Source organism: Dyadobacter psychrophilus (genome assembly GCF_900167945.1).
GTDB classification, from domain to species: domain Bacteria; phylum Bacteroidota; class Bacteroidia; order Cytophagales; family Spirosomataceae; genus Dyadobacter; species Dyadobacter psychrophilus.
The window spans coordinates 1,562,065-1,588,949 of sequence record NZ_FUZA01000001.1 but is presented as its reverse complement, the minus strand read 5'-3'; the positions used below and the strand labels follow the sequence as shown (position 1 = coordinate 1,588,949).

The window sequence follows — 26,885 nt, the reverse complement described above, 5'->3', positions numbered from 1 at the left end:
ATTCAAGTAACCCTTTAAAATAAATATTGTATCTTCGTTTTACACGTGCCCAAGGATTTCCATGATTTTGTTTAGAGGTTATAAATTGTTGCTACACTTGCTTTTATCATTGGTTGCATTGCCCTCTTCAGCACAATTTCAAGCCGATAATTTTATTGAGAAATTACTAAAAAAGCACCCCGAACGGTTCGCAGAACTCCTCAAAGACCCGGACAAATACCAGATCCAGATCCTTTATACGAAGATTGACAGAAACCGCAAGAACGAGCCGCATTTCACAACGCATCGTTACCATGTCAACAATGCGCAATATTTTTACCCCGCAAGCACCGTTAAGCTTCCTGCCGTTGCGCTGGCATTTGAAAAACTGAATAAACTGGGCATTGATAAAAACACGCCGATGTTCACCGGTGCGGACAGGCCGGAGCAAACCGCTGTCAAATCAGATTCTACTGCTGAGAATGGCCTTCCTTCTGTTGCACATTATGCCAAAAAGATTCTGCTCGTTAGCGACAACGATGCTTTTAACAGGTTATATGAGTTTATAGGACAGGAAGAGTTTAATGATTCGCTTCATAAAAAAGGCTTTACGAATGTGCGGATCACCCATCGCCTGGAATCGCCGATCGGGCCTGAAAACAACAGATATACCAACCCGATCCGGTTTGAAAAAGACGGGAAAGTAGTTTTTGAACAACCTGCGAAATACGCAACAAAAGAACTTAAATCCCCGCAGCCTATTTTAAGGGGCAAAGGTTATATGAAGGGCGACGAACTGGTAAATGAACCTTTCGACTTTTCATCCAAAAATTATTTCGCATTGGAAGATCAGCACAGATTGCTGAAAACACTTTTCTTTCCGGACGAAACACCTGCCAGTCAACGTTTTAATCTGACGCCTGATGATTACAGGTTCATGTATCAGTATATGTCGCAATTTCCCGTGGAAACAAGTTTCCCGGAACATTATACAGACGATTACTACGATGGATATGCCAAATTTTTGCTTTTTGGTGCTACTAAAACACGGTTACCGAGGCACATTCGCCTTTTTAATAAAGTTGGGGACGCTTATGGCTTCCTGCTGGACAATGCTTATATCGCCGACTTTGAGAAGGGGATTGAATTCATGCTAACAGCGGTGATCTACTGCAATGAGGATGAGATCTTCAATGACAATAAATACGATTATGACACGGTGGGATTCCCTTTTATGGCCAATTTGGGCAAGACCATTTTTGAATACGAATTGAGCCGGAAAAGGGCGAACAGACCAGATCTGAGCCGGTTTGAAGTTGAATACGACAAGTAGCAGTTAAGAAACCTTCCACTTCATTTTCGGCGCGATCTGACAAATGTACAGATTCACCAAATGGCCGATGATCAGCAAGCCGGAGCCGATGTAACCTAACCAGGTAAATACCGGATGTGCTGCTTCAAATATCAATGAGACGGAGAACAATGCTAAGGCTCCCCACAAAATAGTCCTTACTACTAATGATTTATGGTTTTTGGTTGCATAAAAAACGGCAACCCCATTGATCAAAATAAAAAGATAATCAAGTGAGATCAGTCCTGCGTGTTCGTGATGCGAGCCCAGGGTGGTGCCGAATGCCAATGCAGGCATGAGGAGGCAATGCACAATGCATAACACAGAACCAAGGATTCCGATATAATCTGCTTTGCTATGTGAGTGTTCCGCTTTCATCCTATATACAATAATGTTGCAAAAATAAACCTATCCTGTATCAGTTGCAACAAAGTTGCACAATTATTTTTTCACGTCAATGGCGACTTCGCTTACTGTATTAGCCAACAGACTTTGAAATTGACGGCATTAGAACTTAACTTTGACGAGAAAGGTTTTATAAAAAGGATACCAAAAATGGAATTCCAAGATTCCATTGAAAAAATATAAAGTATTGGAGACAATGGAGCAGTTAAGAGAAACATTGAAAGGGCATCACCTGAGAACAACCACATGCCGTGAAGATGTGCTTTCGACATTTATCAGCAAAAAAAATGCATTATCTCACGGTGATCTGGAAGGGGCGCTGGGCGAAAATTATGACCGCGTAACCATTTACCGCACGCTAAAAACCTTTCTTGAAAAAGGCATCATTCATAAAGTGCTGGACGATGAAGGCTTACGCTACGCGTTATGCTCGCACAATTGCTCAGAGGAAAAACATCAACACGACCATATCCATTTTAAATGCAGTGAATGTGGAGAAACCAATTGTCTTGAGAATCTGCACATTCCTGCGGTTCAGTTACCCAAGGGTTATCAACCTGAAAATTTCAATTTACTGATCCAGGGTGTTTGCCCCAAATGCGGTTAGTCTTACTGCACTTTCAGGTTAAATTCCAGATTTACGTCGTCGCTGCCAGGACTTGGCGTGCCGTTTTTGCTGCCAGGCTGATGACGCAGCTGAACCTTTAATTTTCCCGTTCCCGCAGTTGTGGTCACCGCTTTTCCGGTCAATCCGATCCCGTAATTATTCGCATCCTTATCGCCATACGTGTAAGTTAGCAATGTGGATGGGGTAGGCGTGTAAACAAATAAATGCTCATCCGACTCTTCCGCAACTTCTTCCGTAATGTTGCTCGCCGGTGTTTTGCTTTCGTCGAGCAATTCAATTGCCAATGTGTAGGTCTTGTTGGGTTTCAAAGCGACCGTATCAAACTGCGTAGGCGCATTTCCCCCATCTCCGTCAGCATCCTTATAGGAAAATGATGTTGTGTTCGTCGTGCCTTCCTCAGTAAACTTCAAGGTAACAGAAGTGATCAATTCGTTTTCGTCATCGATTTGAACATCATCTCCGGCATCCTTGCATTGAGTAAAAGACATTGCCGCAGCCAAAAGTATCATCCAGGTGATTTTGCGGGTCATTTTCATATTTAACGGATTTATGTAATTGAGTAAAAAATCATTTTAAGCGCCGAATTTCCATTTCAGGCGCAGCGAAACATTACGCCCCATGTCATCGGCATAATAGCGGAAGCGGTTCAGATAATCGCGATAGGCAACATTGAAGAGGTTTTGTACAGCAATGCCCACTTCCAGCTGTTGTTTTTCGGAAAGATTGAATGTTGTCCCAGTCTGTACATTCCATAGCGAATATGCCTTGGGCGGCGCCATAAAATCGCTTGCAGGTGGCACACGCTTTTGCTGCGCGACAAACAGATTGCCAATTGAAAAATAGGCTTTGTGCCACTTTGCATCCTCGGGCAATTCATATTTTATCTGATTGTCGATCCGGTTGGAAGGGATCATTACCAGATAATTATTATTGCGTTGGTCATAAACGCGCAGATAACTCAGCTTGCTCGAAATCGTCGTGTATTTTACAATTTCCCAGCTTGCCGAAAGATCAATTCCCTTGAATGTCGCGTCTGTTTGTGTGTATTTGAAATATGGAAATGCACCACGGACAGTCAAAATAGGCTCTGATTGTGGTTTGAGATAAATAAAATCTGAGATAATGTTATAGTAACCACCCAATTCCGCTGTAAACTTCGGACCGGCATATTTGATGCTCGCAATGGTGTTAAGCGCCTTTTCGGGTTGTAATGTTGCATCACCCTTTTCAAAAGCCGCAGCGCCGTGATGCACGCCGTCGCTGAATAACTCACTCACATTAGGCGCGCGCCAGGCCGTTCCGAAATTCAGTCTTGCTGAAAATTTTTCGCTAAAATTTCTGGTCGCCCCTAATGTTCCCGAGAAGTTGGAAAATTTGAAGTCCTGTGACACTTTTTCGCGGTTCACGATCCTGAACGAGGTTAATGTTCGATAGTCGTAACGCATGCCCGCTTCCAGTTCCCAACCATTCTTCACATAGCGCTCCATCCAGAAAAATCCAATGTTAAACTGGTTAAAGTTTGGGATCAGCGGCCGTCCGTCCATCAGGTTATATTGGTATAATGTACTGATCCCCAGCTGACCGGCCAATTTTCCGGCTATTGGCTTATGATCCCAGATCACATCGTTAGTCAATGTTGTGAGTTTAAAAGTCAGTTCAGGATGGTTCAGGGCCGCTATGGAATCATTTCTGGGCCGGTGTAAATCAAATTCGTTCCGGTCATTTAACTGCCGCGCAATGGTCCATTGAAAGCGGTTGCCATTTTGAAAATGATAATGTGTTTCAGCCTTAATAAGCTCATGACTTACATTCTGATTTGGCCGACCAATGTTATAACTGAACCCCGACTTTACGAACGGCTCCCCATTTTCGATCACGCTCAGCAAATCCGTGACACTGCCAATGTGAGATCCGGAAAATATGCCGATTTTAGTGTCAAAACGGCTGTAAAACACATCAATACCCAATCCTTTCTTTCGATAGCCCGCAGCGAGTGAAAAGTTTTTCTCGCTAATGCCCGTATTATCCAGGAAATAGTTGGGTGTCCTTATATTTCCGCCTCTTTTGATCGTTCCCTGCGCCCTCCATCCAAAACCTTTGAAACCCTTAATGCCGCCTTGCAATGTGCCGGACAAAACGCCTTGCCTGCCATTTGTAAAACCCACCGCGTTAAGTTCACCACTCAATGATTTATCAAACGGAAGCTCCTCCGGCTCCACGAGGATTACGCCGCCGATAGCATCCGAACCATATCGCACGCCAGCCGCGCCTTTCACCACAGACAATCGCGTTGCGATAAAAGGGTCAATTTCGGGTGCGTGCTCAGAGCCCCATTGCTGGCCTTCCTGCCTCACACCATTGTTCATAATGAGAATTCTGTTGCTGTGCAGACCGTGAATGACGGGTTTTGAGATTGATGAGCCGGTTTGCAACGAAGTAACGCCGGTAAATCCTTTTAAACTTTCTGCCAGATTTTGCCCACGTGTTTTTTCAAGATCGCTTCCGCTAATGGTTGATAGCGGCTGGGAACTGGGCGCATCGGTCCTGTGCGCCGTTATTTCTACATCTTTTAAATGCACTTCCTGTTCCAGCAGGTTAAAGTTCTCTTCGTGGCCCGCCGTCAAGTCCAGTTTTTCGCGGAAAGGATTGTAGCCGATGATCCTGCATTCCAATGTATAAGCGCCGGGGCAAAGATTGCGCAACTCGTAACGCCCGTTTTCGTCTGTAAAAACACCACTATTCTGACCAACGATCAAAACAGTTGCGCCAACAATGGGCTGTCCGGTGTGCTGATCTTTCACCACTCCCTTTACAAAACAAGCACAATCCGAGGTTTGGGCACGCGCGATAAGGGAAGTAATTACAAAGAAAAAACTGAAAACAATCCGGTTCATTGTCAGCACGATATGCCCGATAATAGAGGTTTGCGTAACATTAACGTGTTACAATGTTGCAAAAATATATTATCTGCAACTGTGTTGCAAATAAAAGAGTGAACAATTTTCTGATTTTAACAGCGATTTAATGGCTGAAATGTAAATTTGTGATCACATTTTATGCCTGCTGCTTTGTCTGATCTGCTTCTTGCCAAAATTCTGCTTATGCCTCCGCTCATCGCCGGGGTAACACTTGCTGTCAGAAAATGGGGAGAGGGCCTGGGCGGCTGGATTGGTGGGTTTCCCTGGGTTGCAGGGCCAATCTCTTTTTTTATTGCATTGGAGCACGGACCCTTGTTCGCAGCGTCAACTATTACATCAGCTTTGCTGGGCTCCGTTGGAACAATGCTTTTTGCATTGGTCTACTCCATTGTATCATCCCGACTTTCCTGGTTACCAACCGTTCTGATCAGTTATGTGGTCTTTTTTATCGTTGCGGTTTTGTCTCTGGGTAACACTATTTCGCTGGTTTCCGCAGTTTTGCTGAATCTCGTCGTGTTAACGGCAGTTTTATATTTTTTCCCAAAACCAAAAGGAAAAGGTGAGTTCAGGAAACAGCCTGTTTATGACATTCCTTTGCGAATGCTTGTTGCGACGTTTTTCGTGGTGCTGCTAACGCAGGCAGCCGATTATCTCGGCCCGACTTGGAGCGGCATATTGACGCCTTTTCCCATTATGACCTCAACATTGGCTGTTTTCACGCATTCGCAGCAGGGATCCGACGCAGCGGTGCGGATTCTTTACGGTTTGCTTTTGGCGGGATATGGTTTTGTAGCTTTTCTCGTAGGGGTTGCTATGCTTGTGCCTCAAATGTCAATCGGCGCGGCTTACGGGATTTTGACCGTTGGCACAATGATCATTAATGGCATTACAATCAGGCTGATCCGCTAATGCTGAGCAAATCAGCCCGATTGTTGGAATTAAACTCTTTCTAATTTTACAGGATACGTCTTTTTGGCATTCCACTGACACACGTAAATGTTTTCATCATTGTCAACGCAGACATCGTGACAATGCATGAAAATTGGTTTTTCCTGCAACATTAACTGCAATTCACCCTTTTGATAAACTGGCGCCGTTCCTCCGGGATTTGAGATGACCTTGTTGTTTTTATCAATAATGGTTACAAAACCTGAGTTGGGCGTCTGGTTCAAATAGCGCAATCTTGACCAGCAAACGCCTGCAAACAGCGTATCGCCATGGAACACAGGGCGACAAACAAATGCACCCGGCAAGAACAATGTGCTGATATATTTCCCGTCTAATGTAAATTTCTTGAAGGCGTTGTGTGCGCGCGAGGTTACCAGCAATATTGGATTTGCCTTATCGCGGTAATCGATCGCTATGCCGTGTGCTGTTGAAAACTGGGCATCGCCATCTCCCGAACCACCGAATTTGTCGATAAATTCTCCTTTTTGGTTGTATCGCAAAATCCACTGAGAACCGTAGCCGTCTGCAACGTAGATTGTTCCGTCCGGTCCAATTGCCGTTTCTGTTGGCTTAAACGGATCGGCTTCCTTGTATGCGCCTACTTTTGAAGGGTGCTCGATGGTGAGCAAAATTTTACCTTTTAAATCTGTTTTGAAAACCTTGCCAATGTTCGGATCACTAATAAAAAGGAATTCCTCACCATTAGCATTCCAAAGCGTCAGACCGTGCCCGCCTGGAAATTCGTGTCCCCAGGTTTCCAGCAATTTGCCGGATCTATCGTAAATGAGAATATTATTTTTGATTTCATCACCGACCATGATCAGCCTGCCTTTACTGTCCTGCACCATTTCGTGGCAGTTATTGACAGGAAATTTCGAAGCATCCAGATTTCCCCAACCCTGATGGACCTTATATTTATAAGATCCATGGCCGATCACTTCGCCATCCACTTTTGGCTTCGCATGAAGAATGTAAAATGGCTTGAATGTAATCGCAGCAGCAGTAAGCGCTGTTAGTTTTGCAAAATCGCGGCGGGTGTGTTGTTCAGGCATAACTAATGTTTTCTAAGCAAAAGGCGGTTCCAATAAATTCTTACTATTTTACCTTTTGACATTAAAAGAATCAGCTCGCGGAATAGCGTTTGCCGTAACGGTTGAGCCAATCCAGAAGGCGGTTCACGTCCTGCATCTTAAACAATTCGCTGCCAGAGTTCATCGTAGCGGCAGTTCCGCAGGCAACGCCCATTCTTACCGCTTCGCGCACAGATTTTCCCTGAGATAATGTCCATATAATGCCGGCGAGCATGCTATCACCGGCACCAACCGTGCTTTTCGGTTCAACTGGCGGAGCCGGAATATGTTCAACCTGATCTTCGGTGACCAGCATTGCACCCATTGCGCCCATGGAAACGACCACAATTTCGCATTGTCCGCGAATGATTAATGCTCTTGCTGCGTCGTCCACTTCATCCAGTTCCAGTTTTTCAACCCCCACCAGCTCGCTTAGCTCGTCAATGTTTGGTTTTAATAAATAAATTCCTGCTTCTGTCGCATAGCGAAGTGCGTCACCGGATGTGTCCGCAATGAATTTGGCACCTTGCTGGTTTGCGATCTTGGCAATTTGTCCGTAAAAATCTATGGGAACTCCCGGCGGTAAGCTTCCACTCGCGATAATGTATGAGGGTTTTGGATCCAACTCTTCCAATGTTTCCAGAATAGATCTTACTTCCGTGGGCATCATTTCGGTTCCAGGCATCCCGAAGCGATATTGGAATCCGGTGCTCGTTTCCAGCACGTGGAAATTTTCCCTTGTCCATTGCTTGGTCTCTATCACCATTGTCTCAACGCCCTCAGCCTTAACCAATTTATGCAAACGCTGACCCGTGGGGCCGCCTATTGTAAATATGGCTATGGGATTTCCACCCAATCTGTGCACGGCTTTGGCAACATTAATGCCGCCGCCGCCTGCTTCAAAGTTCGGGGCATCACAGCGCAATTTATTGTCGGGTACAATGCGTGAAACATTTGAACTCTTATCAAGGGCAGGATTGATTGTAAGCGTTACAATGGGGCCGGTTGCCATATAATTTGTATTGCGTGAGTTAAAAACCAATAAGCTTATTTGACTTATTGAACGAATTTACGCGAATAAAAGAAAAAAAGTGATGTCTGGTGCAGCCGACTCAATTTCTTCACAAAACAATGGCTTCCTCTTAACTAATATTGCCCGTCGGTAATCTCCCAGCCTCCGTCCACTGTGAAAATCTGCCCGGTTGTAAATCGCGCGTAATCAGACATAAAATAGACCGAAATGCCGTCCAGATCATTGGGTAAGCCATAACGGCCGCCATCGAGTGGTTGTTTGCTTTTGATAAATTTGTCGGAAGCCTCCGTGCTGTTTTCCAAGCCCTCGATAATACCGGGCGTTAAAACATTCACGCGGATATTTTTGGAAGCATAGGAAGCTGCGATGGATTTGGAAAAACCGATCACTGCTGATTTGGCGGTCGCATATGCGTGATTGGCAAAATGCTGCGCGGCGGGTGCATGCGCAAGCACTGAACTCATATTCAATATGCTGCCGCCTTTGTTCATGCCCATAAATGTGCGGATAGCAGCCTGGTTTGAGAGCATTAAGGATGTTAAATTAAGATCGAGTGTCTTATTCCAGCCTTCCAGGGATAGTTCGTGCAAAGGGCCGTCCCCGAATTTTTCGCCGCTTCCGCCGGCCACATGGTATAGTCCGTCAAAACTTCCAAATTCGCGAATACAAAGCTGAATGGCATCCAATGCAGTTTGCGGATGTGTGGCGTCTCCTTGTTTCGCTCGGGCTGTATTGCCCAGATGAAGCTCAGCCACGAGGCAGTTCTCAGGGTTTCGGCCGACTACAACCACATTTGCCCCATTTCTTACAAAAGCCTTGGCAGCAGAGAAGCCCAGCCCAGTCGTTCCTCCAATAATTACAATAGACTTGTTTGCTAACCAATTTTCCATTTTTCGAATCAATTTTGATGCAAAATAGGACTATTGCCATAAAAAGTAAAACGCCCTGAATTCCGATGAGGAAAGCAGGGCGTTTTAAATGCAGTTAATCGCTTTTTTAAGCCACTGAGCGTAGTAAAGACATGGAAGATTTCTCAAACTTGTCTTTTGCGTAGTCCAGCGAAAGCGTGAATTCCTTGACGTCTTTTTGGGATGGCAAATCAAACATGGCATCTGTCATGATGGACTCGCATATTGCACGCAAGCCACGTGCCCCTAGCTTGTAAGTCATTGCCTGATCCACAATGAAATCCAGCACTTCGTCTTCAAAATGAAGGGTTATCCCTTCCATTGAGAAGAGTTTGGAATATTGTTTTACCAAAGCGTTTTTCGGTTCTGTTAAAATCCGGCGCAATGTTTCGCGGTCCAATGGATTTAAATGGGTCAAAACGGGCAAGCGGCCGATTAGCTCAGGGATCAAACCAAATGATTTCAAATCCATGGCAGTCACATAACGCATCAGATTTCCTTTATCAAAGATCTCGATAATGCGGTTATCGCCGGAGAAACCGATCGGACGCGTGTTAATGCGCTTTCCAATGTGTCTTTCAATGCCGTCAAAAGCGCCGCCGCAGATGAACAGAATGTTCTCTGTGTTCAAAGTGATCATTTTCTGATCCGGGTGCTTGCGTCCTCCTTGCGGTGGAACATTGACAGACGAGCCTTCCAGTAATTTCAAAAGTGCCTGCTGAACGCCTTCGCCACTAACATCACGTGTAATTGAAGGATTATCCGATTTACGGGCGATTTTGTCGATTTCATCAATATATACAATCCCGCGTTCCGCTGCCTCTACATTGTAATCCGCAGCTTGCAGTAATCTTGTCAAGATTGTTTCCACATCTTCACCCACGTAACCAGCCTCTGTCACAACCGTCGCATCCGCCACGCAAAAAGGAACTTGCAGAATGCGTGCGATGGATTTAGCAAGATAGGTTTTGCCTGTTCCTGTTTCGCCCACCATAATGATGTTTGACTTTTCGATCACCACATCATCTTCGGAAGTCGGCTGATTCAGACGCTTATAATGATTGTAAACTGCAACCGCCAATGAACGTTTTGCTTCGTCCTGACCGATTACATATTGTTCAAGAAAATGCTTGATTTCGTGTGGAGGAATTGGTTTAAGCTTGGGTAACTTCGTTTTTTTCTCCTTTTTATCTTCTTTGGAACCCAACTCCTCTGTTATAACCTGATGTCCCTGCGCAATGCAGTGATTACATATGTGTGCATCGATTCCGGAAAGTAATAAATCTACTTCGTTTTTCTTACGTCCGCAGAACGAACAACTTACTTGTGCCATTGATTTCGCTATATTTTAAAAATTTGCCGGGTTGCTGCCGACTGGCAAGTCCTGAAAGGATCAAACAAACCAGAAGTCACATTAACAAGAAGATAGAAATTATTGTTTCACAATCTTCACAACATTCGTTGATGTAGTGACAATTACAAATTTCCGGTTTTTTGTCCGGGATACCAAATTGCCGATAGGCCATATAATAAAACAGCCCGGACAAGTTGTTTGTCCAGGCTGTTGAAATTGGATCTGTTAATCGTTATTTGTCTCTTGTCAAAACCTCATCGATCAAACCGTATTCCTTTGCTTCCAAGGCTTTTAGCCATTTGTCGCGGTCGGAGTCAATCGCAATCTGCTCAGGAGTTTGTCCCGTGTGATTGGCCAGGATTTCATACAATTCGTGACGTAATTTTACGATTTCGCGCGTAGTGATTTCAATGTCGACAGATGTTCCCTGTGCGCCGCCTGATGGCTGGTGGATCATGACGCGGGCGTGAGGAAGGGCTGATCTTTTACCAGCCGCACCGCCTGCAAGAAGCACCGCACCCATAGAAGCCGCGAGGCTCGTACAAACTGTGGCAACATCAGGACGCACATACTGCATGGTATCGTAAATGCCTAATCCTGCATAAACCGAACCGCCCGGGCTGTTAATGTACATCAGGATATCCTTTTTTGCATCCGCAGATTCGAGGAACAAAAGCTGTGCAACGATAATGTTAGCAATGTTGTCGTCAACACCAGTTCCCATAAAAATAATGCGGTCAGCCATAAGGCGTGAGAACACATCTACTTCACGGAAGTTCATCGGACGCTCTTCGATAACCGAGCGCGTCATATTTTCAACTGTGTGGTTTACGTAGCCGTCAACTGTAAGGCCATTCATTCCAAGATGGTGAACGGCGTATTTTCTAAATTCATTTCCGTGATTCATCGATAAACTTAAATTTTAATTGAATTTATATTTAAAGGGCAAACTAACTAAAAGAACAAAAAGCACTATATGTTAGTTTCTGATAATAATCAGGCTCTTTCATTCTTTGGTTTTCACAAAATTGATTATTTCATTGAATAATCCTTGTTTATTCTAGCGATAAATTATCGAAAATTGCGAGAGCCAGCAAAGAAAGTGTTGATTACATTGCATTATAAATTGATCCATCGACATTTAAAATAGATTTAGCTATGAATGTTGCATCTAACTTATCGGAGAAAATCAGGATGATCCGGTTGCAGAAAGGCCTTTCCCAGGAAAACATGGCTGATATGCTCGGGCTTTCCACCACAGCATACGGCGATCTGGAACGAGGCAGGACCGAATTGTCGGTTTCACGTCTTGAAAACATTGGCAAATTATTAGACGTCCCGCTTCCCGAATTGCTCGGTTTCGACTCATTAACAATGTCGGAAACGGAGTGGCTCCGCCAGGAAAATACCCGGTTGCTGGCCGAAAACAGGCGAATGCAGAATGAGCTGGACCAATGGAAATTAAAATTCCGTCAATGGTTTGGCGATGGAATTATCCGTCACATTGGTGAGGAACGTGAGCGGATAGGCTTTAAATAAAAACACCGCCCCGAGCGATCGGGGACGGTGAAAAAAAATATTATTAAAACTGATTAAGCAGCGACTTCTTCGCCTTTTGCCAGTTTTTCAAATTCACTTACTTCAATGGTCTGCTCGTCCGTAGAAACCTGGCTGCGGATGATCTCCATTACTTTGTTATCAAAAACCTGGTTGAAAACATTGGTATAGTTGTCGCGCTCTTTGTCTGCAAGATAACCCTGCGCAACGCGATCAATTGTTTCTTTCATGCTTTCGTCGTCACCGTAGATTCCGAATTGTCCTTTTACCATGTTGCGGGTAAATTCAAGGATTTCAGGATATTCAACTTTAACGCTTTCTCTGTCAGCAACTTTATTTTTGATCAGGCTCAATTTCAATGATTTCTTAAAATCTTCGAATTGATCTTCAATCTGCTCGCGGGTAAATTTGCCTTCGTTCGTACGCTCCAGCCAATCTTTCAGAAAGTCACCTGGAAGTTCGATTGCAATGCTGTCAAGCAAAGCGTTCTCAATGTCGCGGCGAAGCAATGCTTCTGTTTCACGCTCGTAATTTCCTTTGATGATTTCAAGCAATTTTTCGTTGAACTGCTCTTCGCTTTCAACTTGTCCTACGCCCAAAACCTTGTCGAAGAGATCCTGGTTCAATTCCGATGCTGCCGAACGCGTTACGTCCTCAACAACCAATGTGAAATCGCCGGAAAGTTCTGCTACGTCTTCTTTCTTTTTTCCGGTCACATGCGCAATCGCAGCTTCGTCAGAAAATGTATTTTGAATGTCGAAAACAACTTCGTCGCCTTTCTTAACACCGATGAATTTCGCCAGCGTGTCTGCTTTTACCTGTTTGGTAGGGATTGCAGTGCGGGTTGTGAATTCAGAAGATTCCTGTTTCAGTTCTCCAAAAATCATATCGCCCTCTTCGCTTACTTCCGGGTGGATATTTTCGGCAAAACGCTCACGAAGGCTTTCAATGGTTTTAGACAATTCAGCATCGTCCACATTGATTGTGTAACGCTTTACCGCAGGAAGGTCAGAAAAATTGACTTCGAAATCGGTTGCAACACCCAGGTCATAAATGAATTCCAGTTCGCTTGGGCTGTCCCAGTTTACTTCGGCAGCTTTTTCGCGGTTTGGGACAGGGTCACCAACAACCTGCAATTTATTTTCTCTGATATAGCTGCTTACCGCAGTGCTCAACAGGTTGTTCACTTCGTCAACCAGAATGCTTTTACCATACATGCGCTGAATCACATGGGATGGCACTTTGCCGGGACGAAAGCCTTTCAGGTTAACCTTTTTAGAGTAATCCTTGATCGTTTTATCAATTTTTGGCTGATAATCGTCTTTTGTCAACGTTACTTTCAGAGAGGCTAATGTTGGCGAATTTTTTTCTAATACAACTTCCATGTGTCGCTTATGCTATGGGTAAATACCTTTTAGATTAAACAGAAAAGAAAAACAAAAATGCCCTCAAAACTAAGTCCTGAGGGCATTTGACGGGTTTTACTTCGGAGCAGCTCATTTTTCTTATCGAGATAGGAATCCTGACGCCCCGTCATTCCCTTGTAATTCGTACGGGCGGAGGGAATCGAACCCCCACGCCTTGCGGCACTAGATCCTAAGTCTAGCACGTCTACCAGTTCCGCCACGCCCGCTCACTTTTTATCCCGTTTTCGACGCCTTTTGTCGAATTGGGAGTGCAAAGGTATTCTTATTTTTTAGATACATCCAAATTTTTTTGAAAATTTTATCTTTGGGTAAAATAAAATTGAAAACTGTCGCCGGAATTTGTTATTTTGGTGAAGCATACCAATTAAAATATAGCAGTGGAGCAACTCGTTGAACCCCTCACCATTGATCTGGAACAGGAGCGTAAGGATATTCTCAAAAAATACCGGAGGTTATTACGAACAGCCAAGCCCTTTTTGAAGGATAATGATGCAAAATTAATTAAAAAAGCCTTTTACACCTCCGTTGACGCGCATAAGGACATGCGTCGCCGGTCAGGTGAGCCTTATATTTACCATCCGCTTGCTGTTGCCCAGATCGTTGTTGAAGAAATTGGTTTGGGAACCACAGGCATCGTAGCCGCATTGCTTCATGATGTTGTTGAAGATACGGATATGCGTATCGAGGACATTGAGCGACTTTTTGGAAAGAAAGTCGCCAAGATCATCGATGGCCTGACCAAAATCTCGGGCAGGTTTGAATATGGAAGTTCGCAGCAAGCTGAAAACTTCCGGAAAATGCTGCTGACGCTTTCGGATGACGTGCGGGTGATCCTTGTGAAGCTGGCCGACAGGTTGCATAACATGCGGACGCTGGACAGCATGCCGCGTGACAAGCAGCTTAAAATTGCTTCCGAAACGATCTTCATTTACGCGCCACTTGCACACAGGCTTGGACTTTACAGCATTAAATCCGAGCTGGAAGAACTGTACCTGAAATATACTGAGCCGCAGGAATATCGCGCCATTGCCCGGAAGTTGAGAGAAACCAAAGGCATTCGTGATCGCTTCATTGCGAAATTCATGGAGCCTATTGCGCAGGATCTGGAATCTGCCGGTTTAAATTTTATTCTCAAAGGCCGTCCCAAATCGATTTATTCGATCTGGAACAAAATGAAGAAGCAGAATAAGCCTTTTGAAGAAATCTATGACCTTTTTGCCATTCGCATTGTGCTGGAATCTTCGGCGGAGAATGACCGGGAAAAAGCGATTTGCTGGCAGGCATATTCCATTGTTACTGACCATTATAAGCCTAACCCCGATCGTTTAAAAGACTTCCTGAGCACGCCTCGCGCGAACGGTTACCAATCGTTGCACTCTACCGTGATGAGCAAGAGCGGGCAGTGGGTGGAAGTTCAGATCCGGACGTCACGTATGGATGAAATTGCTGAAAAAGGTTACGCGGCGCACTGGAAATACAAGGGCAATGATACCAAAGTAAGAGGCAACATTGAACAGTGGATCACGCAGGTCAGGGAGACATTGGAGAATGGTTTTGGCGACAAAACAGCCGCTATCGAGTTTCTGGATGAGTTCAGGAGCAATTTGTTCAATGAAGAGGTTTTTGTTTTTACACCAAAAGGAGAATTGAAAGTATTGCAAAGCGGTGCTACTGCGCTGGACTTTGCATTTGATATACACTCGGAAGTAGGCGCGCATTGCATGGCAGCAAAAGTGGGCGGCATCCTGGTTCCGATCAGTTATGTGCTCAACAACGGCGATCAGATTGAAATTATCACTTCCAGCAAGCAGAAACCTAATGAAGACTGGCTGCGGATCGTTGTAACGTCAAAAGCCAGGGCGCGGATTAAGGACTTTCTGAAAGAAGATAACCGTCGTTACGAAACGGACGGTCGTCAAATGGTTGAAAAGAAGCTGAAAATCCTGGGAATGGATCTGACAGCCGAAGTTGTAAACCAGTTAAGGGCGTTTTTTGAATGTAAAACAGCGGCCGATTTCTTTTACAGAATTGGAAAAGGATACATTCAACTCGATGAATTAAAGCGTTTTAAGAGAGATAAAGAAGCCAAGGAACGCAAAGCCACGGACACCGGTAATGCTACACCGCCTGCGAGCAGCCAGTCGGGTGATGGCAAAACGCTGACCAAATTTTTAAAACACATTCATGGTGACCGGGCGGATAGTGATACGCTGCTGATCGGTGACGATATGGATAAGATCGATTATAAGCTTGCCGTGTGCTGTAATCCAATTGCCGGTGATGACGTCTTTGGTTTTGTGACGATTAATGAAGGAATCAAAATCCACAGAACAACATGCCCGAATGCCGCAGAATTGATGTCCAAGCACGGAAACCGCATCATTAAGGCCAAGTGGGAATCGGGTAAGGACGAGGCGTTCCTGGCGGGGCTTTACCTTTCGGGAACCGATCGCGTGGGCCTGGTTAATGATGTTACCAGGATCATTTCAAATGAGCTGCACATTAATATGAGAGGGCTCACTATTGATACAAAAGATGGAGTTTTCAATGGTGATATCAAACTTTATGTGCAGGATACCAAGCACTTGGATATCCTGATCGGGAAATTGGAACAAGTTGAAGGCGTGTACAATGTGCAACGTTTTGACACAAACCTGAACGGCAAATAGCAGCAGTGAACGATTAGCATGCTGATGTGTTATAAAATTGGATAGTCTGAACTAAGACTGTGAAAGTGACTGTGATTTAAGTAAAAAAGCGTATTTTCGCGCAAGAATATCAGAGATATGCCACAAGCCAGCAAACCGAATTTTGAAGCCGCAAAGAAAATCTTAACGGCTTACCTGGAAAATAAAGGACTGCGTAAAACGCCTGAGCGTTTCGCGATCCTGGAGGAGATCTACACCAGGGAAGATCACTTTGATGTAGATGAGCTTTACATCAGCATGAAAAACAAGCGTTACCGGGTTAGCCGCGCGACTGTTTACAATACATTGGACGTTCTGGTGGATTGTGACCTGGTTACCAAGCACCAGTTTGGTAAGAACCTGGCGCAATTCGAAAAATCCTATGGTAACAAACAGCACGATCACCTGATCTGCACAGATTGCCATAAAGTGATGGAATTCTGCGATCCGAGGATCCAGTCTATCCAGAACATGGTGGGTGAAATGCTGAATTTCAGCGTGATGCACCATTCGCTTATTTTTTATGGAAACTGCACCAAAGAGAACTGCCAGAACCGGAACGAGGTCCGGGAAACTTCTGCTGTTTACGAAGACAGATAATACTTTATTGGGCCGGACAGCATTCGCCTGTCCGGCCAACCTTACACCATATTAGTTTCAGTAATCATAAATTGAATGAAAGTTGACGTATTACTTGGTCTTCAATGGGGAGACGAGGGAAAAGGAAAGATTGTGGATGTCCTGGCGCCACGTTATCAGGTTGTAGCCCGTTTTCAAGGAGGACCTAATGCTGGTCATACATTGGAATTTGACGGAATTAAGCATGTTTTGCACCAGATTCCATCAGGCATTTTCCGTAGCGATATCCAGAATATCATTGGAAACGGCGTTGTGCTGGATCCAATCGTTTTCAAAAGAGAAATTGAGAATCTCGCAAAATATAATCTTGACCTGATCAGTAATCTTTATGTTTCCAAAAAAGCATCGATTATTGTTCCTACCCACGCTTTGCTGGATGCTGCTTATGAGCGTTCGAAAGGCGATTCCAAGATCGGTTCAACATTGAGAGGAATTGGCCCGGCTTACCAGGACAAAGTAGCAAGATTAGGCCTGCGCGTAGGAGACGTTCTTTCTCCGAACTTTGCTGCCAAATATAAAAAACTGGTTGACGCACATAAAGTAATCCTTGATTTCTATTCATTTGATTACTCGGAGGTGCTTCCAAAATCGGAAGAAAACTTCTTTGGTGCCATTGAGTTTATGAAGCAGTTTTCGTTGGTAGACAGCGAGTACGTTGTCAATGAAGCATTAGCGGAATCAAAAACTGTTTTGGCAGAAGGTGCGCAAGGATCATTGCTTGACATTGACTTCGGTTCCTATCCTTTCGTTACAAGCTCCACAACCATGACGGCTGGTGCTTGCACCGGTCTTGGCATTGCACCAAGTCAGATCGGAGAGGTTTTCGGGATTTTTAAAGCTTACTGCACACGCGTAGGAAGTGGCCCTTTCCCAACAGAATTATTAGAAGAAACAGGTGAAAAAATGCGCCAGGAAGGTCGTGAATTCGGTGCTACAACTGGACGCCCGCGCCGTTGCGGCTGGCTCGACCTGCCTGCATTGAAATATGCAATCATGATCAACGGCGTAACGCAGCTGATCATGATGAAAGTGGATGTCCTTACCATTTTCGACAACATCCGCGTTTGCACCAATTACCGCCTGCCGGACGGAACATTAACAGATCATTTGCCATACGATCTGTGTGACGAAACGGTTGAGCCTGTTTACAAAGATTTTAAAGGATGGCAACAATCATTAGACGGAATACACGATTTTGACGCAATTCCTGACGAATTGTTGGCATATGTGAAGTTCCTGGAAGAAGAATTGAAATTGCCGATCACGTTTATTTCAACTGGGCCGGATAGAGAGGCGTTGATTAGTCGGGAGGCTTCGGCGCTGTCGGTTTAAGGAATAGAAGAAGAGATACTTTCTCTGTCAGCCTGAGTAGAGTCGAAGGCACGTTACTGGGAAGTAGCGTGCCTTCGACTCCGCTCAGGCTGACAATTTTAAGGGGGCTCGGGCTGACAGGATTGAGGGGGCTCAGGCTGGCAAGCCGTAGGGCGCTCCGAATGACGGGCTTTTATGCCAGCAAATTCAACACATCTTCCCTGCTCAACGACTTAATAAATCCTTCTTCATTAGAAATCAAGTCATCCGCTAGCTGCTTTTTCGTTCTCTGCAACGCAAGGATCTTTTCCTCTACTGAATTTTTGGTGATAAACTTATATGTGAAAACCGTACGGTCCTGACCGATTCGGTGGGCTCGGTCTATGGCTTGGGCTTCGATGGCGGGGTTCCACCAGGGGTCGAGGATGAAAACGTAGTCTGCGGCGGTGAGATTCAGACCTAATCCACCGGCTTTCAGCGAAATAAGGAAGATTTTAATGTCGTTGTTGTTTTGAAACAGCTCGACTTGCTCCTGACGATTTTTGGTTGAACCATCCAGGTAAGCATATGTTATCTCCTTCTCATTCAGAAATTGTCTGAAAAGGTCAAGGTGTTTAATGTATTGGCTGAATATCAATATTTTATGGTTCTCGCTGATGACAGTCTGCATTTTGTATAACACATCTTCAAATTTCCCCGAACCATGTGCATATTCCGGATCGACCATAGATGGATGATTGGCTAGCTGCCTGAGCTTGGTAAGACCTTGTAAAACAACGAGCTGTGATTTCGAAATGCCTTCTGTATCAATGCTTTGCAGGATCATATTGCGGTAATATGCTTTCGCTTCCTCATAAGCTTTTTCCTGTTCCTCAGACATGTCGCAATATTGAATGCTTTCGACCTTCTCCGGCAGGTCGGTGGCAACTTGTGATTTTAATCTTCTTAATATGAATGGTTTAATTAGATTATAGAGCCGTTTTGTCTTTTCTTCATCCCCGCGTTTTTCAATCGGGATTTGAAATTCATCCCTGAAAAAGGATTGGCTGCCCAAAAGTCCGGGGTTGACAAAAGACATCTGAGACCAGAGATCCAATGTATTATTTTCAATTGGCGTACCTGTAAGAACGAGCCTGTTAGCGGAATTGAGCTTTCTGACTGCTTTTGTAATGATGGAAGCCGGATTTTTAATCGCCTGAGACTCATCCAGGATCACGTAATTGAAACGATAAGACTGAATCAGCTCAATGTCCAGGCGGACAATGCCATAAGAAGTTAAGATAAGGTCGTAGTTGTCGAATTGTGCTGTATCTTTTTCGCGATTGGTGCCTGTATAGAGCAGCACTTTCATATCAGGCGTGAACTTTTTCGCTTCTAGTTGCCAGTTGTAGAGTAGGGAAGTGGGCATAATGAGCATGGACGGCTCTTTTACACCGGTCTCTTTCTCGGCCTGCAGCAATGCCAGCGTTTGGACGGTTTTCCCCAAACCCATATCGTCCGCGAGGCATCCGCCAAAGCGATATTGTTTCAAAAACCTTAACCAATCATAACCTGTTTTTTGATAAGGACGCAATGTTCCTTCGAAATGCAGCGGCGGTTCAACGGCTTCAATATGGTTAAAATCGCGCAGATTTTCCAGTTTCCGGCTGATTGTGGCGGTGGCAAGATTTTCTTCCTTTAACTCCTGTACCAATGCTAGATGGTGCATACGCAGCCGCAAGGGATCATTCTCACCATCGTGTTCGGTAAAGGAGAAGAACTCGGAATATTTTGTAAACCACCATTCCGGAATTACCGCGATCTCACCGTTGGGAAGCAAAAATTCTTTCTTACGGTTCAGTATATAGCTTCTTAGCTGTATAAACGGAATTTCAAATTCGCCGAATTTTACTTTTGCATTAATATCAAACCAATCGCGTCCCTCCTGAATTGAAATGTCGATGGAGGAATAGCCCAGGAAATAACGTTTTGCATCACTCGTGTTTTGCCTGACCGCAATGCCGTTTTCAGCCAGCAGATTTGCATTGCCCTGCAGCCAGCCGAAAGCTTGTGACTTGGGCATCTGGACCTTGCCATTTCTAATGTTAAGCCCCCATTCTTTCAACAGGGCCACATTCTGACTTTCTATTTCAATACTGCGTTTTACTTTATTGAAAAGATAATCATTGCCTTTCTTTTCCATATGCACGCTCGACGCGTGTGCAAAGCTGTCGTAATGGAAAGAGAAACTGGCATATTGAAATGACAAATCGAAAGCGACGTCGTTGTCCTCCTCTTCGTCAATCACCTCCACGTCGGAATCCTGGAAAAGGGCAGGGGCTTTCTTGGTGGAACTGTATTCAGAGATAGTCAGAACGGTTTTGGGTGTGGAAGACACATTTCGGATTTCGAAACCTCTGGCGACCACGTCATAGGAGGCAATGAGAGGCGCTACAAATCGGCCATAATATTGTTCCTCAACCTGCCCGGGAATGGCAATAAATTTTTTGGCCAAAAATGGTTTGATCTTTTTACCATCCACATGCCCTTCAAAATGCAATAAATGTCCGTCCAGTACGAGCCAGGCTGGTTCTTCGCAGATCAGAAAAGCGTTTTTATACTGAAAATCAACTTTTTGAAATTTGTGGCGGATCGTGGGGAAGTAATGTGTGTTATCCTCGTTTCTGATAAAATGGAAGCGGATCGTTGCTTTTTCGGATTCCCACATTACAGGTTTCCAAAGCGGGTTTCCATCACTTCCCATGATAAAAATATCCTTGCCGCTAAGCCTTTCCAGAATCTTAGCCTTACAGCTTTCAAGATAGGTCGAAATGGCTTCCTGGACCAGTTTATCGCCCTTTTGCGTGTCATAAACTTTCAGGAAAAAATCTACTGCGTTTAATTTCTTAGGATTAAACTTCCGGAGGATCACATCTTGCTGAATGTCGTCGATGAGTCCCACCAGTTCGACGTCACGCTGGTCAATGCCGGTGCGGAATTCCTTAATGTTTTTTGATGAAATGTTCTGGATCTGAAAGGAAAAATCGCCCTGATGATTCAATTGAACCACAAAGGATTCAAAAATGTATCCCAAAAATTCATGATTGAGAATGGAATAAACAATTTTAAACGGCTCTGTGGGAGAAACTTTCATTCTTTTATAGTTGGCTAGGCGTGAAGTGCTTTGTAAAGCGCGGCTCTTGGAATTTAAGAGCCTCTTTACAATTTGGAAAACTTCAAATATAGGTGAAAAGCGACCAATAAAAAAGACTTCCACGCGGAAGTCTTTTTTATATTTTATAGAACAAGTTCCTAGTTTATTGTCGCATAAATTCACGTAAAAAGAGGGCTTACGCGCGGCCTACAAAACATAAAATTGTTCAGGCTGCGGCACCATTACCGGCATTTGTTTATCACGCATCATTTGTTTCAAATCGCGCTCAATGTTCCGCGAAATAGTCAGCATAGGCGTATCCGTAGGTTTGTTTTCGAATGGATCCTGCAAATGGATTGCCATTTTTTCGATCAGAAAAAAGCATCCGGTGATCACGATCAGCACAGGAACCATCAGGAAACCGAAAAGTTCTACCAGTCCGAACGGGAGCAGCAAAATAAAGAAGTGCAGCGCCAGATGAATGTAAAGGCTATACGTTGACGGGAAAACAGTGTTTTTGATCCGTTCGCATTTACCCATCGAGTCCACCAGGCGCGTGAGCGTTGCATCCATCTCAATTTGCTGATAAGGATTTACCCAACCCTGCTTTAATGCATTATTATAATCGCGCGCATGCAGCTGAATTAATCCAACATGCTTATTATCATAATCTTGCAATGATTCGCTTTCTTCTGCTGATACATATTTTTCGATGGCAGGCATTGGGTCTTCTTTTCTAAGACCGTGCGCCAATGCATAGCACCATGCAATTTGGCGTTTAATAATGCGGTTTTTAAATCCATCTATCTGATCCGGATTATAAGGATCATCGATCAGGAACATTACCTGGCGGGCCAGTGTCCTGGAATCATTAACCACAGCTCCCCAAATCTGACGGGCTTCCCACCAACGGTCGTAAGCCTGGTTGGACCGGAATGCGAGCAGGAGTGAAATGATCGTTCCCAGCACCGTAGGCACGGTCATCGGGATTGAGATCTCTGTAATGTTGAAATTTTTATAGATGATCTCAATCGCAAATCCATAAATGGCAACGAACAAAATTTCGTATTTGATCTTGCCAAAAATGTATTTAATGGGAATATTTTTTTTCAGAAGCATATTTCTTGTGAATTTGCTGGTTCCTCTATCTTATCAACATTAATCAGCTCTACGCCAGACTTTTTTATAACGGGTAATGCGTCCAGACTGCTTTTTGACAATTTTGGGATGCCATTGTTTTCTGAGTAAGCAATGAAATCGGCGTCGTGGGCGTCAAGGAAATTTTTGAATGCGGCCAATTTGTTGCCATAGAAAAATTCCACTTTGATGCTATGGACCTTATTTCCGTACAAATTTTTAATAACGTGACACTCTTCCCAGAAAGCTTCTGAAACGAAGTCGTATTCTTTCTTTCTGTAAGTTGAGAAAAGCAGGTCCTGAATGTCGTCTGCCACATGGAAAAGATGTGTAAAGACGATTGAAAATTTTTCCTGCGCATTTCTGGCCAGGATGTGCGCAACCTGCAAGCTTTCAGGGGAAAAGTCAGCCGGGATAACTACAGTCTTCATATTTTCTCGCGTTTTGTTGATAAATACATTGATTAAAATGATAATACAATGTTACAGCGAGGTTGTTAGCACCAATTAAAAGCGGCGTTATAATACAATAAGAGAGTTATTAAAACCGGGTTAGATTATTAAAATGAGATTAGAGCCTGGCTTGTGAGAATGGCAGGAATATTTTAAAGCTCGTTCCCGTACCCACCTGACTGTTAACGGCTATGGTCCCGTTATGCTTTTTGATGATGTTGTTAGCCAGCGGAAGCCCTATCCCATAACCTTTGTAGCGTTCGGTGTTGGATGCCCTGAAAAACGGGACGTAGATTTGGGCGATCTCGCGATCAGGAATGCCGATTCCTACATCCACTATTTCTACAATGGAATGTTTTTCATCAGCAGAAATTATAATGTTCACAGGCTTGTTGTCAGAGTATTTGCAACTATTAAGCACAATATTGGACAATGCGGCCGTCAATAATGTCTGATTTCCATTGATGGTTAATTTAGCTTCGTCATCGGGCAAGTGATCAAAATTGATTTCAACCCTGTTATCTGGAATGATCTTGTCCACAGCTTCTTTTACAGACAGCACAAGTTCATCCACCCGAATAGAGGACCATTGTTCTTTTGTGCCATCAAAGCCCGTCTGAGCGAGTTTCAACATGCTGTTTGCCAAATGTTCCAGCTTTCCGGCTTCATGGTAAATGACTTCGAACGATGTTTTTGCCGCCTCGGGAATACCATCCAGTGAAAGACCCAGCTGCGCTTCGCCACTGATCACCGTAAGCGGGGTTTTAAATTCGTGAGAAGCATTGCTTACGAAGTTGTTTTGTATTTCAAATGTAATTTCAAGCCGATTGAGCATGTCGTTGAATGTGTGTGTAAGGTCGTCGATCTCGTCCTTACTCCCGGCAACTTCCAGCCGCTGATGCAGATTGTGCGCGCTGATGCCCTTCACATTGCTGACAATGCGCCTGATTGGATTAAAAACCTGGGTAGAAAACAGTTTCCCAAATGTGAAAACGAAGAACATTGAAATGAAAAAGCCCACAGTAAGCAGTTTTTTCAGGTTTTCAATCTCTTCCAGACCGTAAAGATCCACCGCAGACGACAGTATAATAATTGTTTTCCCTCCCTGGCTAATGTTCAGACCAACGTAAGAAGTGTCGTTTTTGAAAAAACGGGCAGGTTCTTTCCGGACAATGTTGTCGTAGAAAGAAGGAGGCATGGGCAATTGCTCTTTCAGTTTTTTTGCCTTATCAACTTCACCGTTCTTTATAATGTGATGTTGCTCAAAAGGCAAGTCACCCAAATGCCTTTCTTTAATGTCATAATAAATGGAAGTGGTAGATTTGCTTTCCTGTAATGCTGCATGTCCGATGATGTCGGACCTCACTTCCAGGCGGTGATAAAAGCTGTTCGAAACGCTCTCCGACCCGAAAGTATAGATGAATATACTCAGCGCCACAATGATGCCCGAAGTGAGCATCGTGAAAATGAGTGCAATTTTAGTTTGTATCTTCATAAGACTGGCGCATCACATATCCCATGCCGAAAACGGTATGTATCAGCTTATTCTTTTGATTTTTATCCACTTTTTTGCGGAGATAGTTGATATACACATCCACGACATTGGTGCCCAGATTGAAGTTAATGTCCCAAACATTTTCCAGGATCTCCATTCTGTTCAGCACTTTATTTCTGTTGTTGATCAAAAATTCGAGCAGGCGAAATTCTGTGGCGGTGAGGTCAATGGTTTGCCCGTTTCTTTGCACGATCTTGGTCTCGGTATTCAAAATCAGATCTGCGATTTTCAATGTTACGCCATTATTTTCTTTTTCAAGTTCTTTTCCCCGTCTTGTCAGCGTCCGTATGCGGGCTTCGAGCTCGGCCAGCTTGAATGGTTTCGTCATGTAGTCGTCGGCACCAGCGTCCAGTCCCGACACAATATTTTCAGTTGTGCCTAGCGCGGTGAGCATAAGGATAGGAGTAGCAAAGCCAGCGCTGCGGATCTTTCTGCAAACCTCCATGCCATTGATCACAGGCAGCATCAGGTCGAGAATAATCATATCGAATGCATGGTGCGTGGCCATTTCCAGCCCGGATTTGCCATCCATCGCCACCGTTATTTCATGTCCCGAAGCAGAAAGACTTCTTTGAATGAGGGAGATCACACTGGGTTCGTCTTCGATAAGCAAAAGCTTCATGCGGGCAAAAATTGAAAAATCGTCAGGATGATAAATGTAGAAAAGTATTGCTTAATTAAAGCATAAGGGCAAGAAAAAAGCCTCTGGTGAGATTCCAGAGGCTTTGTACCGGGGACGGGAATCGAACCCGTACGAGCGTTTCGGCTCACAGGATTTTAAGTCCTGCGTGTCTACCAGTTCCACCACCCCGGCATTAGCCACGTAATTAAGATGGCATATAGAGAAAAAAAGCACCGTTTCCGGTGCTTTAACCTCTGAGCGAAAGACGGGGTTCGAACCCGCGACCTCGACCTTGGCAAGGTCGCGCTCTACCAGCTGAGCTACTTTCGCATAACCGTTTTTGATTATGGTGGTGCAAATGTAGGTACAGGCAGTATGTGACGCAAGTTTTTGAGTGAAATATTTAGTAAAAAAATCTCGACTTTTTATTAACAAATTGTTACTCAATCGGTAGGCAATACATATTTTTTTATTTGGAGCGGAATTTTCTAAAAAATCAGAATGTAACGCAGGGCTTTCGTAGCAAGTGATTCACGGGCTGGCATAAATTTTCTACCGCCCGTCCTATTTAATTCTAGCACTTTATATTTTAGTTACCTTTGCCTCCTTTGACAGGATTGCTTAGATTACTGTTTCAATGACAGATCCTGTCTTCGTTCCGATTTATTTGTTTTAAAAAATATTGTATTCATGTTTTCTAACGAAGTTCTGTTTTTTGGCGGGTTTATATTGGTCATCAGCGTAATGCTGCTTTTGGACCTGGGCGTTTTTAATAAAAAAGACCATGTTGTAAAATTTGGTGAAGCTGCCGCCTGGACGGTTGCCTGGATTTTCCTTGCCCTTGTCTTCTATGTGATCATTAATACACACGGTGACCTCGTGCACGGAATGAACAATTTTGCCGACTTGTCCGCAGTAAAAGACAAGTATGCGCCGCATTTAAAGCTTATTCCCGGCGACTATGAGGGCAGTCTCGAGATTTATCGAAAGAACATGTCCCTTGAATTTATCACGGGATATCTGCTTGAATATGCGCTTTCAGTCGACAACATATTTGTCATTATCCTGATATTCTCATCTTTTGGTGTCAGGCCGATATATTATAAAAAAGTGCTTTTCTGGGGTGTTCTGGGCGCAATTATCATGCGTTTTATCTTTATTTTCCTTGGTTCCGCACTAATGCAGCGCTTTGAATGGATCATTTACATTTTCGGTTTACTGCTGGTTTACCAGGGTGGCAAGATCTTTTTTGAAGGTGGCGAGGACGAAAAAATTGACCCGGCCAAACATCCGGTTGTAAAGTTTGCTTCGAAATACCTGCCGGTTTTTCCAAGATATGTCCGCGAACACTTCTTTGTTTTGAAAAAAGGCAAGTGGATGGTAACCCCGCTTTTTGTCGTTGTCCTGATCGTTGAATTCACCGACCTCATCTTTGCAGTTGACTCAGTTCCGGCCGTTTTTTCGGTTACAAAAGATCCTTACGTCGTATTCTTTTCCAATATTTTCGCCATCATGGGGCTTCGTTCCATGTTCTTTTTCTTGAGCAACATTATGGGCCTTTTCCGCTTTCTTAAATACGGATTGGGTGTTTTGCTCGTGTTTATCGGTGGGAAAATGCTTTTCCATACACAACTGGAAGCGATCGGATTTGAAACTGTTTATTCCCTTTATGTGATTCTGGGCATTTTGGCGGTTAGTATCCTGGCCTCTGTAGTGTTTCCGGAGAAAAAGGAAGTAACTCCTGAGACCATATCCAATAGTTAAGCAGTCA

At 44.1% G+C, this 26,885-nt stretch carries 22 protein-coding genes and 3 tRNA genes; 8 read left to right on the top strand and 17 right to left on the bottom strand.

Annotated elements, in window-relative coordinates:
• The first annotated feature begins 118 nt into the window (after positions 1-118).
• On the top strand, positions 119-1,312 hold the full coding sequence (locus B5X68_RS06750; RefSeq protein WP_229208309.1) for a serine hydrolase: 1,194 nt from the start codon (positions 119-121) through the stop codon (positions 1,310-1,312).
• Positions 1,313-1,315: 3 nt separating this feature from the next.
• On the opposite strand, the gene B5X68_RS06745 is transcribed toward B5X68_RS06750, so the two are convergent.
• Complete coding sequence (locus B5X68_RS06745) at positions 1,316-1,708, bottom strand: MerC domain-containing protein (RefSeq protein WP_082213832.1); 393 nt, start codon at positions 1,706-1,708, stop codon at positions 1,316-1,318.
• A 223-nt stretch (positions 1,709-1,931) separates the two neighbouring features.
• Here B5X68_RS06745 and B5X68_RS06735 point away from each other — a divergent pair, with 223 nt between their 5' ends.
• Positions 1,932-2,342, top strand: coding sequence for a Fur family transcriptional regulator (locus tag B5X68_RS06735; protein ID WP_082213830.1), 411 nt, complete (start codon positions 1,932-1,934; stop codon positions 2,340-2,342).
• A gap of 2 nt (positions 2,343-2,344) precedes the next feature.
• Here the strand turns inward: B5X68_RS06735 and B5X68_RS06730 are convergent, their stop codons facing one another.
• Entirely contained in the window at positions 2,345-2,899 is a 555-nt protein-coding gene (locus tag B5X68_RS06730; RefSeq protein WP_082213829.1) for a hypothetical protein, read from the bottom strand.
• A gap of 36 nt (positions 2,900-2,935) precedes the next feature.
• Entirely contained in the window at positions 2,936-5,257 is a 2,322-nt protein-coding gene (locus tag B5X68_RS06725; protein ID WP_082213828.1) for a TonB-dependent receptor, read from the bottom strand.
• A gap of 162 nt (positions 5,258-5,419) precedes the next feature.
• On the opposite strand from B5X68_RS06725, the gene B5X68_RS06720 reads away from it, so the two are divergent.
• Positions 5,420-6,190, top strand: coding sequence for a hypothetical protein (locus B5X68_RS06720; RefSeq protein WP_229208308.1), 771 nt, complete (start codon positions 5,420-5,422; stop codon positions 6,188-6,190).
• A gap of 29 nt (positions 6,191-6,219) precedes the next feature.
• Here the strand turns inward: B5X68_RS06720 and B5X68_RS06715 are convergent, their stop codons facing one another.
• The 5 genes from B5X68_RS06715 to B5X68_RS06695 all read right to left on the bottom strand — a co-directional run bounded on the left by B5X68_RS06715 (position 6,220) and on the right by B5X68_RS06695 (position 11,501).
• Entirely contained in the window at positions 6,220-7,281 is a 1,062-nt protein-coding gene (locus B5X68_RS06715; protein ID WP_082213827.1) for a 6-bladed beta-propeller, read from the bottom strand.
• A 70-nt stretch (positions 7,282-7,351) separates the two neighbouring features.
• Positions 7,352-8,311: a 1-phosphofructokinase family hexose kinase gene (locus B5X68_RS06710; RefSeq protein ID WP_082213826.1), complete on the bottom strand. Its 960-nt coding sequence runs from the start codon at positions 8,309-8,311 to the stop codon at positions 7,352-7,354.
• Between the two features lie 134 nt (positions 8,312-8,445).
• Entirely contained in the window at positions 8,446-9,222 is a 777-nt protein-coding gene (locus tag B5X68_RS06705; RefSeq protein WP_082213825.1) for an SDR family NAD(P)-dependent oxidoreductase, read from the bottom strand.
• 106 nt (positions 9,223-9,328) lie between these two features.
• The gene (gene clpX, locus B5X68_RS06700; protein WP_082213824.1) at positions 9,329-10,573 is read right to left on the bottom strand and encodes an ATP-dependent Clp protease ATP-binding subunit ClpX; all 1,245 of its coding nucleotides are present in this window, start codon (positions 10,571-10,573) and stop codon (positions 9,329-9,331) included.
• A gap of 253 nt (positions 10,574-10,826) precedes the next feature.
• Positions 10,827-11,501 (bottom strand): ClpP family protease, encoded by a 675-nt coding sequence (locus B5X68_RS06695; protein ID WP_082213823.1) that lies wholly within the window; start codon positions 11,499-11,501, stop codon positions 10,827-10,829.
• Positions 11,502-11,752: 251 nt separating this feature from the next.
• Here B5X68_RS06695 and B5X68_RS06690 point away from each other — a divergent pair, with 251 nt between their 5' ends.
• Complete coding sequence (locus B5X68_RS06690) at positions 11,753-12,133, top strand: helix-turn-helix domain-containing protein (protein WP_082213822.1); 381 nt, start codon at positions 11,753-11,755, stop codon at positions 12,131-12,133.
• A 53-nt stretch (positions 12,134-12,186) separates the two neighbouring features.
• On the opposite strand, the gene tig is transcribed toward B5X68_RS06690, so the two are convergent.
• Entirely contained in the window at positions 12,187-13,536 is a 1,350-nt protein-coding gene (gene tig / locus B5X68_RS06685) for a trigger factor (RefSeq protein WP_082213821.1), read from the bottom strand.
• A 166-nt stretch (positions 13,537-13,702) separates the two neighbouring features.
• A tRNA-Leu gene (locus tag B5X68_RS06680) sits at positions 13,703-13,784 on the bottom strand.
• Between the two features lie 171 nt (positions 13,785-13,955).
• Here B5X68_RS06680 and B5X68_RS06675 point away from each other — a divergent pair.
• The 3 genes from B5X68_RS06675 (at position 13,956) to B5X68_RS06665 (ending at position 18,236) form a co-directional block, all read left to right on the top strand.
• Complete coding sequence (locus B5X68_RS06675; protein WP_082213820.1) at positions 13,956-16,247, top strand: RelA/SpoT family protein; 2,292 nt, start codon at positions 13,956-13,958, stop codon at positions 16,245-16,247.
• Between the two features lie 117 nt (positions 16,248-16,364).
• Positions 16,365-16,865, top strand: a complete 501-nt coding sequence (locus B5X68_RS06670) for a Fur family transcriptional regulator (protein WP_026630576.1) — start codon at positions 16,365-16,367, stop codon at positions 16,863-16,865.
• A 75-nt stretch (positions 16,866-16,940) separates the two neighbouring features.
• A complete protein-coding gene (locus tag B5X68_RS06665) occupies positions 16,941-18,236 on the top strand; it encodes an adenylosuccinate synthase (RefSeq protein WP_082213819.1) in 1,296 nt (431 codons plus the stop codon).
• Positions 18,237-18,408: 172 nt separating this feature from the next.
• Here B5X68_RS06665 and B5X68_RS06660 read toward each other — a convergent pair whose 3' ends face one another.
• From B5X68_RS06660 to B5X68_RS06630, 7 genes are all read right to left on the bottom strand, one after another.
• The gene (locus B5X68_RS06660; RefSeq protein ID WP_082213818.1) at positions 18,409-21,348 is read right to left on the bottom strand and encodes a DEAD/DEAH box helicase; all 2,940 of its coding nucleotides are present in this window, start codon (positions 21,346-21,348) and stop codon (positions 18,409-18,411) included.
• Positions 21,349-21,555: 207 nt separating this feature from the next.
• Complete coding sequence (locus tag B5X68_RS06655) at positions 21,556-22,467, bottom strand: bestrophin family protein (protein ID WP_082213817.1); 912 nt, start codon at positions 22,465-22,467, stop codon at positions 21,556-21,558.
• Positions 22,458-22,916, bottom strand: coding sequence for a putative universal stress family protein (locus tag B5X68_RS06650; RefSeq protein WP_082213816.1), 459 nt, complete (start codon positions 22,914-22,916; stop codon positions 22,458-22,460). The genes B5X68_RS06655 and B5X68_RS06650 overlap by 10 nt, the downstream gene beginning before the upstream one ends.
• A 139-nt stretch (positions 22,917-23,055) precedes the next feature.
• The gene (locus tag B5X68_RS06645) at positions 23,056-24,432 is read right to left on the bottom strand and encodes a sensor histidine kinase (protein ID WP_082213815.1); all 1,377 of its coding nucleotides are present in this window, start codon (positions 24,430-24,432) and stop codon (positions 23,056-23,058) included.
• Positions 24,416-25,114, bottom strand: a complete 699-nt coding sequence (locus B5X68_RS06640) for a response regulator transcription factor (protein ID WP_082213814.1) — start codon at positions 25,112-25,114, stop codon at positions 24,416-24,418. Before B5X68_RS06640 ends, B5X68_RS06645 begins: the two co-directional genes overlap by 17 nt.
• 106 nt (positions 25,115-25,220) lie before the next feature.
• Positions 25,221-25,306: transfer RNA gene (locus B5X68_RS06635), tRNA-Leu, on the bottom strand.
• 65 nt (positions 25,307-25,371) lie between these two features.
• Positions 25,372-25,444 (bottom strand) — tRNA-Gly (locus B5X68_RS06630).
• Between the two features lie 360 nt (positions 25,445-25,804).
• Here B5X68_RS06630 and B5X68_RS06625 point away from each other — a divergent pair.
• Positions 25,805-26,878, top strand: a complete 1,074-nt coding sequence (locus B5X68_RS06625) for a TerC/Alx family metal homeostasis membrane protein (protein ID WP_082213813.1) — start codon at positions 25,805-25,807, stop codon at positions 26,876-26,878.
• Positions 26,879-26,885: the final 7 nt, after the last annotated feature.

Coding starts and splice junctions, on each gene's coding strand:
- B5X68_RS06715 (WP_082213827.1), bottom strand. CDS start 7,281: ATGCCTGAACAACACACCCGCCGCGATTTTGCAAAACTAACAGCGCTT.
- tig (WP_082213821.1), bottom strand. CDS start 13,536: ATGGAAGTTGTATTAGAAAAAAATTCGCCAACATTAGCCTCTCTGAAA.
- B5X68_RS06670 (WP_026630576.1), top strand. CDS start 16,365: ATGCCACAAGCCAGCAAACCGAATTTTGAAGCCGCAAAGAAAATCTTA.
- B5X68_RS06655 (WP_082213817.1), bottom strand. CDS start 22,467: ATGCTTCTGAAAAAAAATATTCCCATTAAATACATTTTTGGCAAGATC.
- B5X68_RS06730 (WP_082213829.1), bottom strand. CDS start 2,899: ATGAAAATGACCCGCAAAATCACCTGGATGATACTTTTGGCTGCGGCA.
- B5X68_RS06710 (WP_082213826.1), bottom strand. CDS start 8,311: ATGGCAACCGGCCCCATTGTAACGCTTACAATCAATCCTGCCCTTGAT.
- B5X68_RS06665 (WP_082213819.1), top strand. CDS start 16,941: ATGAAAGTTGACGTATTACTTGGTCTTCAATGGGGAGACGAGGGAAAA.
- B5X68_RS06660 (WP_082213818.1), bottom strand. CDS start 21,348: ATGAAAGTTTCTCCCACAGAGCCGTTTAAAATTGTTTATTCCATTCTC.
- B5X68_RS06690 (WP_082213822.1), top strand. CDS start 11,753: ATGAATGTTGCATCTAACTTATCGGAGAAAATCAGGATGATCCGGTTG.
- B5X68_RS06720 (WP_229208308.1), top strand. CDS start 5,420: ATGCCTGCTGCTTTGTCTGATCTGCTTCTTGCCAAAATTCTGCTTATG.
- B5X68_RS06625 (WP_082213813.1), top strand. CDS start 25,805: ATGTTTTCTAACGAAGTTCTGTTTTTTGGCGGGTTTATATTGGTCATC.
- B5X68_RS06695 (WP_082213823.1), bottom strand. CDS start 11,501: ATGAATCACGGAAATGAATTTAGAAAATACGCCGTTCACCATCTTGGA.
- B5X68_RS06745 (WP_082213832.1), bottom strand. CDS start 1,708: ATGAAAGCGGAACACTCACATAGCAAAGCAGATTATATCGGAATCCTT.
- B5X68_RS06640 (WP_082213814.1), bottom strand. CDS start 25,114: ATGAAGCTTTTGCTTATCGAAGACGAACCCAGTGTGATCTCCCTCATT.
- B5X68_RS06705 (WP_082213825.1), bottom strand. CDS start 9,222: ATGGAAAATTGGTTAGCAAACAAGTCTATTGTAATTATTGGAGGAACG.
- clpX (WP_082213824.1), bottom strand. CDS start 10,573: ATGGCACAAGTAAGTTGTTCGTTCTGCGGACGTAAGAAAAACGAAGTA.
- B5X68_RS06645 (WP_082213815.1), bottom strand. CDS start 24,432: ATGAAGATACAAACTAAAATTGCACTCATTTTCACGATGCTCACTTCG.
- B5X68_RS06725 (WP_082213828.1), bottom strand. CDS start 5,257: ATGAACCGGATTGTTTTCAGTTTTTTCTTTGTAATTACTTCCCTTATC.
- B5X68_RS06650 (WP_082213816.1), bottom strand. CDS start 22,916: ATGAAGACTGTAGTTATCCCGGCTGACTTTTCCCCTGAAAGCTTGCAG.
- B5X68_RS06735 (WP_082213830.1), top strand. CDS start 1,932: ATGGAGCAGTTAAGAGAAACATTGAAAGGGCATCACCTGAGAACAACC.